The organism is candidate division WOR-3 bacterium (assembly GCA_039801085.1).
Taxonomy (GTDB): Bacteria; Hydrothermota; Tepidihabitantia; order Tepidihabitantales; family Tepidihabitantaceae; genus JAOABP01.
In genome coordinates this window covers 366,566-379,604 of sequence record JBDRTY010000001.1, presented here as the reverse complement: position 1 = coordinate 379,604, position 13,039 = coordinate 366,566, and the positions used below count along the sequence as shown (strand labels likewise).

The 13,039-nt window shown below is 52.6% G+C and carries 12 protein-coding genes; all 12 read right to left on the bottom strand.

Annotated features, from left to right (window positions below; genetic code table 11):
- Positions 1-243 precede the first annotated feature (243 nt).
- The 12 genes from ABIK48_01760 to folE2 all read right to left on the bottom strand — a co-directional run bounded on the left by ABIK48_01760 (position 244) and on the right by folE2 (position 13,033).
- Positions 244-1,371, bottom strand: a complete 1,128-nt coding sequence (locus tag ABIK48_01760) for a hypothetical protein (protein MEO0020883.1) — start codon at positions 1,369-1,371, stop codon at positions 244-246.
- 458 nt (positions 1,372-1,829) lie between these two features.
- A complete protein-coding gene (locus ABIK48_01755) occupies positions 1,830-2,468 on the bottom strand; it encodes a hypothetical protein (protein MEO0020882.1) in 639 nt (212 codons plus the stop codon).
- Positions 2,469-2,476: 8 nt separating this feature from the next.
- The gene (locus ABIK48_01750) at positions 2,477-3,064 is read right to left on the bottom strand and encodes a hypothetical protein (GenBank protein MEO0020881.1); all 588 of its coding nucleotides are present in this window, start codon (positions 3,062-3,064) and stop codon (positions 2,477-2,479) included.
- A gap of 37 nt (positions 3,065-3,101) precedes the next feature.
- On the bottom strand, positions 3,102-3,239 hold the full coding sequence (locus tag ABIK48_01745) for a hypothetical protein (GenBank protein ID MEO0020880.1): 138 nt from the start codon (positions 3,237-3,239) through the stop codon (positions 3,102-3,104).
- Between the two features lie 518 nt (positions 3,240-3,757).
- Positions 3,758-5,215, bottom strand: coding sequence for a hypothetical protein (locus ABIK48_01740; GenBank protein MEO0020879.1), 1,458 nt, complete (start codon positions 5,213-5,215; stop codon positions 3,758-3,760).
- The gene (locus ABIK48_01735) at positions 5,209-7,056 is read right to left on the bottom strand and encodes a hypothetical protein (GenBank protein MEO0020878.1); all 1,848 of its coding nucleotides are present in this window, start codon (positions 7,054-7,056) and stop codon (positions 5,209-5,211) included. The genes ABIK48_01740 and ABIK48_01735 overlap by 7 nt, the downstream gene beginning before the upstream one ends.
- Positions 7,057-7,076: 20 nt before the next feature.
- On the bottom strand, positions 7,077-7,256 hold the full coding sequence (locus tag ABIK48_01730; protein ID MEO0020877.1) for a hypothetical protein: 180 nt from the start codon (positions 7,254-7,256) through the stop codon (positions 7,077-7,079).
- Positions 7,257-7,693: 437 nt separating this feature from the next.
- Entirely contained in the window at positions 7,694-9,037 is a 1,344-nt protein-coding gene (locus tag ABIK48_01725) for a hypothetical protein (protein ID MEO0020876.1), read from the bottom strand.
- 58 nt (positions 9,038-9,095) lie between these two features.
- Positions 9,096-9,968 carry a hypothetical protein gene (locus ABIK48_01720; GenBank protein MEO0020875.1) on the bottom strand — a complete coding sequence of 291 codons (873 nt, stop codon included), beginning with the start codon at positions 9,966-9,968 and terminating at the stop codon, positions 9,096-9,098.
- Complete coding sequence (locus ABIK48_01715; GenBank protein MEO0020874.1) at positions 9,969-10,697, bottom strand: hypothetical protein; 729 nt, start codon at positions 10,695-10,697, stop codon at positions 9,969-9,971. It abuts the gene before it with no gap.
- Positions 10,698-11,663: 966 nt separating this feature from the next.
- Positions 11,664-12,263 carry a gamma-glutamyl-gamma-aminobutyrate hydrolase family protein gene (locus ABIK48_01710; GenBank protein ID MEO0020873.1) on the bottom strand — a complete coding sequence of 200 codons (600 nt, stop codon included), beginning with the start codon at positions 12,261-12,263 and terminating at the stop codon, positions 11,664-11,666.
- A complete protein-coding gene (folE2, locus tag ABIK48_01705) occupies positions 12,260-13,033 on the bottom strand; it encodes a GTP cyclohydrolase FolE2 (GenBank protein ID MEO0020872.1) in 774 nt (257 codons plus the stop codon). The genes ABIK48_01710 and folE2 overlap by 4 nt, the downstream gene beginning before the upstream one ends.
- Positions 13,034-13,039: the final 6 nt, after the last annotated feature.

The following is a 13,039-nucleotide window of genomic DNA, read 5'->3' as shown; positions in this document are numbered from 1 at the left end:
TCGGAATGACACAATAATAAAACGGTCATTTCGAGCAGAGCCCGAAGGGCGGAGTCGAGAAATCTCTTGAAGGAGATTCCTCGACAGGCGCGGAATGACGGAAGAAGAAAAAAGGGATTCCTCGATTCCGCTTCGCTTCACTCGGAATGACAAGAAAGCAAAGCCATGGAACGACCCGCAGAGGTCTATCCGACCGCAGTAACCTGTTTATGTCATTTCGACCGCAGTGGAGAAATCCCTTTCCTACCGTGCAATCACTACTTTGCGTTCCACACCGGCATTACTGCGGACAAAATACACCCCTGGTGTCAGACCCCGCACATCATTGGCACCGGGCACAAGCTCCAGCACCCGCCTGCCGGTGATGTCCACCAGCACCGGCTTACCTGCCGCTCCTGCTCGCTCCGGCAGATACAGGATACTGCGGACCAGCGTCGGTTCAGCCTCTGCCGGCGATGAAACCACTCCCCGCTCCTCAACCCCGACCAGACTGTCCCGGAAGACATAGATAGCAAAATCCTCTGGAGAAGAAATATAGATTTTGCGGTTAAGAGGGTTGCAGTAAATTTGAGCAATCACGGGAATTTGATAGCAGCTTTGCCCGATGAGTGAATCGGTCGTACAATCATAAACAGATATGAATGATCTAACTACCCCCTGCCCGGCAGTGCAGGATACCACATACAGCCGGTTGCTCCACGGTGCATAATCCATTCCCCAGAACTCGCCGGCACGATAATTCGAGCTTCTCGTAACCCAGGGCTGGACACGAATCCCGCCGATAATTGAGTCCGTCCGCGGATCAATTATTAGAATCGTATCTCCATAAAGCCCTTGCGCTCTGGTGACAACGGATGGAAAATAAACCTTATTCACTGAGGGGGCGTATTCCGGTTGCCAGATCGACAATTCGGAGGTGAAGAATACTATGTTATCAAAACGTTTGATTACTGTATCGCACTCACAATCTATCACTGCCACCCCGTCATGTTCACCCGCTACATAAATTTTGCGATACTGAGGAAGATAAATACCTGCTGCTGGTTTATACAATCCGGTTCTTATCACCTTCTGCACCTCTCCAGAAACACAGTTTACCACCGTAATCCAGTCTGTCCGATCGAACTCCTGGATTGAAGAAAGGTACATTTTATTACCAACGGAATCCCACCACATCGTAGCACTTGTAGGATAACCAAGGATACAGTTCACGATACTGTCTGAGGCACAATCAATTACAAAAATCTGCCCCTCCCGCCAATCTCGAGCAGCCGAGGTGAACAACCGGTCCGAAGTTGAACTATATCCCAGTCCATTTATAGAATAGAGATTAAATGGGCAGGTTACACCTGCCGGAATTAGCTTGCACATTGTGTCATCCGCGATATCGAACACGGCAAGTCCGGGAGTATCTTGAGAAGTATAATTATACAACCCCCAGTAAAGCTTCTGGGGATGTCTGCTCGGCAATAATCCACAACCAGGGTAAGTACCGATCATTGTCGTATAAGAAATTGTTCTGATAATCTGTTTACTATCACAGTCAAGCACATAGATATAGTAAATTCCTGAATCTGTTGTATACATATTCACATACAGTTTGTTATTCTGAACAATATGAAAAAAAGAAGCGGGCTTAAACGGAAATCTCATTATAGTATCTAGGACTTGACTAAAAAGCAATCCACTACACAAGAACATAAACACCAGCAAGGTGTGTTTCACTTATGCCACCCTTTCTCCGGGGAGGGCAGAAAGCCCTCCCCGGCAACTCCTGCCTACCATACCGGCAGTTTCAGTGTCATTGCCGTTGACACTGCATACGCTCCTCATTCGTGGGCAAAGCAGTAATGTACACCAATTTTTACCGGCAGCAGTCCGAGAGCACTGAATACCCAGTTCTGCCGGAACCCGTTGTGCGGTAAGAATGAAGGAACTGAGATGCTGGTCCAGTTTTGAGTCTCAACAAAAGCCCAGAGTGACCGGCTGAACTGATACCTTAAGCCGGCACCACCGCGAAGGTCATAATAGGGCGTAATCTCGCCCACATCATTAAACCGCATATCCGGCGTGCCCTGATTGCCCCAGAAGCCGCTGAAACTGGCTCCTGCCCAGAGATAGGGCGCAAACCGCCACCTGAACGGAGTCAGAAGCACATCCAGCCCGAGACCCGGAAAAATCATGACGCCCGCTCCACCTGCAGTATACAACTGCAGTTCTGCCAGAGTCATCCTGGCGTAGAGACGCCAGACCGGACCGTAGAGTACATTCAATCCCATACCCCAGTAATCATCCTTGAATGTAATCCGCCATAGTTCACGCCTGGGCTGAGATGGGTCAAAAAACTGCAGAAAGATTTTGTGTCTTGTCCGGCAGAGGGAACCACTCAAACCGATACCCGCCTTCTCTGCTGACAACTGACTTGTATTAATCACCAGCCCCAGCAAGACAATTGCAATTCTCCTCATACGCCATTTTACCAGTAGATCAGTTGCCATTCAAGATATATCCAGTTGCTGCCATACCAGTGAGTGGTCTTGTTTTGCCAGCGATGAACTGAACCGTCGGTCCAGCTCCGTGGCCAGGTAACTATTGTTGCCTTATATGCCAGATCAAAATTTGCCGTGCCTGCTGATACCGGATTCTGATAGCCGTCCATAAACAACTCCGTCTTAACATACACTCTTCCAGGCCAGCACCGATACCAGATCCGTTCCGATGTCCCACCACTCACAATCCATTTTGTGTTACCAGACTGACCAACAACATACCAACCCGACTCTCGAGTGTTACCATCAGTCTCTTGAGTCCAGAAATTACCCTGCTGTCTTGCCATCGCTTCGTATTCACTTGGAGAGTACAGACTAATACTATGCAATTCCGTAATACTAATCAGTCGCCAGCTTGCATCTGGTGCCTGAGGAAAGACAGTATCAGGTACCACAACCTCAGCTAACACCGAATCAGGACCTATGAAGTAGTAAGTATTAACATTTGCCCGGACCCCGCCCGCGAGCACTGCGGTGCTTAAAATCAGCAACCTGAACAAACTTGCCTTTTTCATCCTCAACCTCCTTTCCGCTTTTAATGATTTAAATCTATCAGGTTGCCTGCTGACTTCCAACCGCTGGCAGCAGACTGCCGCCAGCAGCACCGCCTGCCCGCCCGCACCTCACCAGATGGGTTGAGGTTGTGAAGTAAAAGGAAGTAGAGTAGAGTAGAGTAGAGTAGAAACTCATCGGCTCACAGTAATTATAAGCAGAATTTGAATTCTGTCAACAGCCCGAAAGATCTTTTCATTTTGCATTCTGCACTTTGCATTTTGCACTGATTTACCGATTCCTCGACTCGGCTGACACCTCGCCCGGAATGACCTCCCCTTTGGTCATTTCGAGCGCAGTCGAGAAATCCCTCTCAGTCTGAGAAAGAGCGATTTCTCAGTTCCGCTCAGCTCGGAATGGCAGAAAAAGGGAAAGGTCATTTCGAGCGGAGCCGAGCAGAGCGAGGCGGAGTGGAGAAATCCCTTAAAAGCGATTCCTCGACAGGCGCGGAATGACTTCCCTTTCGGTCATTTCGAGCGGAGCCCGAAGGGCGGAGTCGAGAAATCCCTCCCGGCCTGGTAAAAGAGAGATTCCTCAATTCCGCTTCGCTTCACTCGGAATGACAAGAAAGCAAAGCCATGGAACGACCCGCAGAGGTCTATCCGACCGCAGTAACCTGTTTGGGTCATTTCGACCGGAGTGGAGAAATCCCTTTCCTACCGTGCAATCACTACTTTGCGTTCCACGCCGGCATTGCTGCGGATAAAATACACCCCTGGTGTCAGACCCCGCACATCATTGGCACCGGGCACAAGCTCCCGCACCCGCCTGCCGGTGATGTCCACCAGCACCGGCTTACCTGCCGCTCCTGCCCGCTCCGGCAGATACAGGATACTGCGGACCAGCGTCGGTTCAGCCTCTGCCGGCGATGAAACCACTCCCCGCTCCTCAACCCCGACCAGACTGTCCCGGAAGACATAGATACAGGAGTCCCAGTACCCGGCAAGGTATACCTTACGATTAACCGGATTCCACAGCATATCCTGAAAAACCCGCGCCTGAATGCTAAGGTAACTCAGGACTGAATCGTTTTTGCTATTCAGAACAGCAACCCATCTGCGATAGTCCCAGGTCGTAAAAGATATGTATACATGATTGCACTCCTCGGAGTAAGCCTGGCTGCAGAAATAAAATCTCATCCCTGCTATCTCGTCGATTGTGCCGGTTATGGAGTCGTTCTGACAATCTATGGTTATGATTACATCCCAGGAATCAGGCTCCGCTGGCCAGTAAATTTTATCACCGGCACTGGCGTACGCAGGAAAGTAATCCACATAGTAGGCAATACCGCGGATATGCCCGATCAGCCTCTTACTTGAACAGTCAATAACAGCAACCTCGTTACCCTCAGCCGCACCCCCGACATACAGCTTGTGCTGCTTGGGACTGTAAACCGCATTGCACGGCAAAAACACCCGCGTCGGGATCACTGCAACGATTGAATCGGTGGCACAGTCAATAACCGTCACATTGTAGCGGCTTGCCCAGCCCTCCGACCCCACATACACGCAGTTATCCACCGAATCCCAGAAGACAAAACCGCCGAGAATGTAGTCCTCACAGTGAATCACCTTGCTTATGGAATCGGTATTGCCGTCTATGACCAGCAGCGAATCATAACAGGAGACATAAATCTTGTTCAGAGCCGAATTCCAGGCAATCGGAAAGTAAGAGCTACCCCAATAACGTGTATTTAATTCAATCACCTTTAGAAGGGAGTCGGTAGTAACATCCACTACGGCCAAGGCACAGCTCTCATCAGAAATGGGGTTGTGAGAGACTGGAAAGTATAACTTGTTGTGTTGCGCTGCCCATGCCGGATAGGGATAAACCTCGCCAAATCCCGAAGGCGAAATAATACCAGTAAGCTCCTCATCTTCACAGTTAAACACATAGATACGGGCACTCCGCCCACCTGCATACAGCTTGTTGAAGGCCGGAACCAGATACATAAATTCTACCGGGTCCGGAACCGGCAGAATCGTATCCAGCACCAGACCGGCATCTGCTGAAGCGGTTAATAAAGAGAGCAACAATACAATCCTCATTGCCCAGTCTTCCTGAATGTCGGGAGGGGACGGATCCGCCCCTCCCGGTTTTATCTCCGCTACCATGCGGTTAGCTTGATAGTAGTGCTTCTGCCCGCAATGTCAACCCTGATAAAGCAAACCCCCTTTATCAGCGAACCGGGTCTGTATCGGTGCTGATGACAACCGGCGCTTTGCCACCCTGAATATAAACTTGCCACCTTCTGACCCGCAGGGTTAAACAGACCGATATCCACTGCTGCCGGCTCCGAGAGCGTGTAATTCAGCCACAGATCAGAGCCGGTGCGCCCAAACCGGACATCGGCTGGACCAAAGCCCGCCGACCGCGCCTGCGCACCCTCCTCTCCGTCCTTAGCCGTATCCGGCACCCAGGCATAAAAGTTGGTGCTGTCCTCAGGATATTCACCGGCAACGACTAAAACAAGATGGTAATCAGGCTCGTTGCGAACAATCGATGAACCGTATTCGCAAACCCGGGGAAGAGGATGATCAATTCTCGCCCAACCGTTATGATTTATTTTGAAAGTACGCCTGAATTCCACCAAATCGCCAAAAATCGCCCACAGGTCGCTTGATTGCTGCCACCTCTGATATGATGTAATTGCTGCGCCGCCGGTCTGCGGATAAGGGGTTTCAGCCCGCTCCTGCCAGACTCCACCCTCACTGAGATTGAACCGCCAGAACTGACTGCTGCCATTCCCCACCAGCACATAGAGTGCCATAGTATCACCATCCCTGGCCTTAACATAGCACATCGCACCACCGGCTCCAACCGGGGTGTCAGATGGAATGTCCGGCAGTCGCTGCCAGCCGTATTCAACCTGAAACTCAATCGGTTGAGTCCAGCTGTCCCAGCCATTTGCTCTCCGGCAGCACACCCGCCAGTAGTATGTGCCAGTCTCAAGCGGTTGCTCTGCCACCCATTCACTCACATCGGTAATAACATCAATCACCGGCTCGGAAAAATCCGGGGATAGCGCCACCTGCAGCCGGTAGGATTCCGCATCACTCTGAGGCTGCCAGTCAAATACCAGCTCATCACCGCTTATCAGCAACCCATCGGCAGGAATAATCTCGTAATTGAGAGAGGTATTCTGCTGGGCTAAAGTGAAACTTTGAGCTTCGGACCAGTCCGAGTGATGCCCGTCTTTAATACCCCGGACCCGCCAGTAATAAGTGCCGGTTGCAGAGGGGAATACCGCACCTGCTGGTTTGAATTCACCAACCGATATCACCGTATCCAGCACCAGGCTGGTAAAATCTGCATTGGATGACACCTGTAACCGGTATGAATCCCACCAGGGATCAGGGAGCCAGTCAAGACAGATATCCTGCACCGTTATTTCCGCATCATTGCCCGGACCGAGGGCATCAAGCTCGGCGATCCAGTCAAATGAACGCCGGTAAAAATGTCGGGTGCATTTTCCCACCAGAAGGTAAAGGTCACCAATATGGGTTGTGTCTGCCCTCACACAGGGAACAAAGGCCAGTGCCACACCAGGACCGATTGATTCCGGTAATGGAATCGGTGGCAACCACTCGCCTTCCAAGTCTTCATTTTCATAAAAACGATACACCTGAAGTTTTCCTCCGCTTTCATCAGTCACAACATACAAATGACGTCCATATCCAAGTTCATATGCCATCGCGCCGGCATAATCAATTGCCTCGGGCATCGGTACTTCTATTTCATCCCACATTTCACCCTCATGATCAAATGCATATACCTTCCTCCTCCCATCCCCTATTGCAACGAAGGTGTAGCCCCTACCCCGTGCCGCACAGCCGCCAGGACCAACCACTTCACCATCGCCAACCGGATCAAGCGGCTCCCATCTTCCAAACGCAATACCCGCGAGCACTGCGGTGCTTAAAATCAGCAACCTGAACAAACTTGCCTTTTTCATCCTCAACCTCCTTTCCGCTTTTAATGATTTAAATCTATCAGGTTGCCTGCTGACTTCCAACCACTGGCAGCAGATTGCCACCAGCAGCACCGCCTGCCTGCCCGCACCTCACCCGAGGGGTTAAGATATTGGAGTAATAAGGAGTAGAGTAGAGTAGAGTAGAGTAGAGTAGAGTAGAGTAGAGTAGAGTAGAAACTCATCGGCTCACAGTAATTATAAGCAGAATTTGAATTCTGTCAACAGCTTGACAGATTTTGCAATTTGCACTGATTTACCGATTCCTCGACTCGGCTGACGCCTCGCGCGGAATGACACAATAATAAAACGGTCATTTCGACCGGAGCCGAGCAGAGCGAGGCGGAGTGGAGAAATCGCTTAAAAGAGATTCCTCGACAGGCGCGGAATGACTTCTCTTTCGGTCATTTCGAGCAGAGCCCGAAGGGCGGAGTCGAGAAATCTCTTGAAGGAGATTCCTCGACAGGCGCGGAATGACGGAAGAAGAAAAAAGGGATTCCTCAATTCCGCTTCGCTTCACTCGGAATGACAAGAAAGCAAAGCCATGGAACGACCCGCAGAGGTCTATCCGACCGCAGTAACCTGTTTATGTCATTTCGAGCGCAGTGGAGAAATCCCTTTCCTACCGTGCAATCACTACTTTGCGTTCCACGCCGGCATTGCTGCGGACAAAATACACCCCTGGTACCAGACCCCGCACATCATTGGCACCGGGCACAAGCTCCCGCACCCGCCTGCCGGTGATGTCCACCAGCACCGGCTTACCTGCCGCTCCTGCCCGCTCCGGCAGATACAGCACACCCCGCACCACTGTGGGCGCTGACCGCCCCGGATTGTTGCTCCGCTCCTCCTCAACCCCCTGCTCCAGCTCGCGCAGAACATACAGCGCGCTGTCACAGCCAATCGCAAAGATGCGGTGCCGGACCGGGTCCAGCTCAATGTCCGGCGGCCCGAAGAGGCTATACTCCTCCAGATACACCCGGTCAATCACCGAATCGGTCCGGCAGTCCAGGACCTTCAGCGTCTCACCACGCGGACCACCGGTGAAATACAGCCGGTTGCTCCAGGCCGCCCAGCGCACCGACAAAGGTCCCCAGCCCGCCTCCAGGAGCTTTTTGACGATGGAGTCGGTCACACAGTCAATCACATACAGCGTGTCGGGCCAATGCTGACGCGCAGCTGCACAGTAGAACTTGTCGTCAATCGTATCCAGCGCATAGGGAACCAGGCCGGAATACACAACCAGAATCGGAAACCAGCGAACAAAGGTGTCGTTTTTCGTGTCAATCACACCCGCACAATCCATGGCATAGCCGGCAAAATATGCCTTGCCCAGCTGATGATGAAACTGCAGGGCAAACGGCTCAACAATCGGAACCCGCAACAGCGCCACCAGCGACTCACTCGTATCATAGACCGCCATCATCGGCGGATACCCCCATCTCGCTAATGACACATAAAGCTTCATTTGCTCAGCATCCCAGTCCGCCGCCGCGAAATAGTAACCGGAAAGAGGAGGAGCAATCTCCCTGATAATGCTGTCATTATCACAGTTCACTACACAAAGCCGCACACCACCGAAATACAGCCGGTTAGTATTCCTGGCATAAGCCAAGTTCCTTGCCTGAATACCGCTGATTGAAATCCATTTAATAACCGTATCGCCCAGCACATCAATCACCGCCACACTGTCACTGTATCCCTGGTCCTTCACATACAATTTCCTGCCCTGCTGATTATAAGCAAAATGATTATCACCTCCCCAGCTGATCGGAATCTCACCCATCTGACAGGTTGAACAGTCAACCACATAAATCTTGTTACGGCTGGAAATGTATAATTTATTCAACTCGGAGACATAAAAACCATTCAGAATCCGCTGAGGGAAAGTCAATACTGTGTCCAGCTCCACCACCTGTCCGAAGACAGTCGCAGGACAAAGGAAAATTAAAAGGAAATAAGCCATCAACCCTCTGCCCCTTTGTGCGGCGGGGCAATTCCGCCCCGCCGCCTTTACCTTTGTTCTACCGCACAACCACCTTGAATTTATGCCTTTCATCGTCAATGTCAACAAGGACAAAATACGCTCCGGCACCCTTGAAATGCCAGCGGACCAGATGGTGACCTCCATCCTGCCTGCCAGCATATGGCAGAGCAACCCTTCTGCCCGCAGCATCAAAAACCGCTATCCGCACATTCGCCGGTCGGTCCAGCACATAAGCTATCACCCCTTTACCACCAGCCAGAATCATCTGATTGCTATACAACCCCTCATCACCCATTCCACCCGACTTCTGTACCTTTGTCTGCCCGTCATAAGCAAAGACCAGCTTTCGCCAGAAGGAGACTCTTGGTGTTCCATTTCTTGGATCGGACCCGGGAATGAAGTAAAGATAAGCGCCATAAGGTTGTAAATGGTACCGCCCCACAGCTAAAGATGCACCCGGCCCGATATCTTCTGGGAGCGCTGGAGCTCCTTGAGTCCATCTCCCCCACTCATAAAATCGAAAATAGTTATCACCAATCCCCCAAATAGCATAAGGAGTCCCTCGGTCCATATAAAGCCCCCGATGCGCACTCAGAGCTGCGCCGATGTTCTGCGGAGGCACATACTCTTCACTATACAGCCGCACCCAGCGATTATACTCGTCCACATAGGCGTAGCAGACGGTGTCGCCGCCCCCGACAAAGGCAATGAAGATGTCTGAAGATGTGCCGAAGAACTTCCCGCAGTAGGCAAGCGCCCCGCCATCACCAACCCGCGTCGGGATATCTGCCAGCCGCTCCCAGCCACCCTGAAGCCGGAAGCTGTGCACCGGTCCGGTCTTCCAGCCACTGCCTGCACTCCGGGATGCGGTCTGCCAGTAATAGTCGCCATTTGCCAGTCTGGTCTCCACCTAATACTGCGGCACCGTGGTGATGACATTGATCACCGTGTTACTAAACTGTGGATCGGTCGCCACCACCAGCCGGTATTCAATCGCTGCCCCTTCCTCCTGCCAGATGAACACCGGTGTCTGATCTGCAATCAGGGCACCCTGAGCCGGGTAGATGCCATCCACCGTCACCGGCGGATAACTGCTCGGCAGCCAGTAGCGCCAGAACTGCTGACCACCACCGGCAAGACAGTAAAGCCAGCCCGGTATCGGCTCAAGCTGCTGGTTGTAGCCGGGATTTGCTTTATATGCCAGCCCGGGACGGGGACCAAGAGCAAAGGCAGTTATCGGCTCTGAATGCCAGCGCCCTTCATTCAACGGATACCAGAAGAGGTTGTCTCCGTCCAATGTCTGCCCCACAAGATAAACAACTCCCTCTTCCAGCCATTGAAAGGTCAAAGCGGTCTGTTTCATATCCCGGTTGATCACCGAATCAGCGGGATAATGCCAGTGGCCGTCAACACAGTCGTAATAAAGGAACCAGGTTTTGCCGTAGGCAGGTGCCGGAAAGACACCCCAGACCGTGTCATAGGACCTTGAACCATACTCGCTGTAGGAATATGTCAGACATGCCCAGCGCTGAACCGGAACCGGCACATCTTCCAGCCTTTCCCACTCCTGTGCTAACATCGCCCCCGCGAGCACTGCGGTGCTTAAAATCAGCAACCTGAACAAACTTGCCTTTTTCATCCTCAACCTCCTTTCCGCTTTTAATGATTTAAATCTATCAGGTTGCCTGCTGACTTCCAACCGCTGGCAGCAGACTGCCGCCAGCAGCACCGCCTGCCTGCCCGCACCTCACCCGAGGGGTTAAGATATTGGAGTAATAAGGAGTAGAGTAGAGTAGAGTAGAGTAGAGTAGAAACTCATCGGCTCACAGTAATTATAAGCAGCATTTGAATCTGTCAACAGCTTGACAGATTTTGCATTTTGCACTGATTTACCGATTCCTCGACTCGGCTGACGCCTCGCCCGGAATGACACAATAATAAAACGGTCATTTCGAGCGGAGCCCGAAGGGCGGAGTCGAGAAATCTCTTGAAGAAGATTCCTCGACAGGCGCGGAATGACGGAAGAAGAAAAGAGAGATTCCTCGATTCCGCTTCGCTTCACTCGGAATGACAATAAAAGAAAGGCATGGAACGACCCGCAGAGGTCTATCCGACCGCAGTAACCTGTTTGGGTCATTTCGAGCGCAGTCGAGAAATCCCTCTCAGTCTGAGAAAAAGGAGATTCACCGCTTCCACTTCGCTCCACCCGGAATGACAAGTAAGGGTCATTTCGACCGGAGCGAAGCCGCAGGCACATTTTTTTTCGGTCATTTCGACCGGAGCCGAGCAGAGCGAGGCGGAGTGGAGAAATCGCTTAAAAGAGATTCCTCGACAAGCCCGGAATGACTTCCCTTTTCGTCATTTCGACCGCAGTGGAGAAATCCCTTAAAAGCGATTCCTCGACAGGCGCGGAATGACTTCCCTTTCGGTCATTTCGAGCGGAGCCCGAAGGGCGGAGTCGAGAAATCTCTTGAAGGAGATTCCTCAACAGGCTCGGAATGACGGAAGAAGAAAAAAGGGATTCCTCGATTCCGCTTCGCTCCACTCGGAATGACAGAAAGGATCATCTCAACCGGAGCGGAGAAATCTCTTTGCTGTGTCTGCGTCAGCCCTGGCCGGTGCGGACTGATTTGACGATCTCGTAGAAGTTGCGGAACAGTATTTCGCCATTTATTTCTGACCGCTCCGGATGGAACTGAACACCGTAGAGCGGGAGCCGGGGATGCCTTATCGCCTCAACCGGACAGGAAGAAGAAACCGCACCGATCTCCCAGCCCATCCGTTCGAGCGATTCCGGGGTGACATATTCCCGGTGGCTCTCCCGCATCTCCGCCTCCGGCGCCAGCCCGGCAAACAGGCGCCAGGGCTGAAACCGGATCCGCTCCATCCGGTCGATGAATTCCGGCCCGCTTTTGACCTCCGCACCGAAGGAGCGGGCAAGGAGCTGGTGACCGAAGCAGATGCCGAGCACCGGCAGGAGCAGCTGGCGGAGCACCGCCTTAACCGGTTCGGGCACATCCCTTTCCGAAAGCATCCACTGGGAACCGGTGAGCACCACCGCATCGTATTGAGTAAAGTCAAGCCCCGGTTTCAGCTCCGCGAGCTTTATCTCAGAAATCTCGGACCAGGGCTGAATCATCTGCCGGTAATAAACGAGCCGGGACTCGGCATCCTTGAGGTAGCAGTCAACGAGCAGGGTCTTCATCCCGAGCGGAAGCGGTTGATATAGGCATAGGCTTCGTGGTGGTGGATGGATTCAAAACTCTCCACCTCCACCTCATAACCGGTGATCTGGGGATGGGCATCAAGCCGCTGTGCCACCTTGCGCACCACATCCTCAACAAACGCCGGGTTGTCCAGCGCCTGAGCGGTGAGGTGCTTCTCATCCTCCCGCTCCAGCAGTGAATACACCTCGCTTGAGCCGCACTCCTCGAGAAGATCAATCAGGTCCTCAATCCAGACAAACCCCTTGAACTCCACGACCGCCCGGATCTCTGCCCGCTGGTTGTGCCCGCCTCTGCCGGACATCTCCCTTGAACAGGGACACAGGGTCGTTACCGGCACCGCCACCCCGAGCCGGAGCATAAACCGGTCGCTCAGGCTGGCGCTGATCCAGCACCGGTAGTCCATCTGGGAACGGACCCCGGATACCGGTGCACACTTCTCCACAAAGTAGGGAAACTCCATCTCCAGATGGGCGGAGTTGGCGCCGAGCCGTTCCCGCATCTCCCTGAGAATTGTGCCCAGCCTGTGGACATCAATCTCCCGGTGATAGCGGTTGAGGATCTCAACAAACCTGCCCATGAAGGTACCGCGCTGCTCCTTGGGCAGGTCAACAAACATGCTGATCGTGGCGATCGTGTGCTGACGCTTGTGCGCCCTGTCCAGAAGGACGATCGGATAGCGCAGGTTCTTGACCCCGACCTTGTCAATCGGAATCGAACCCTCAGGCCGCTGTTTGCGGATGTCCTCCATCAGTCA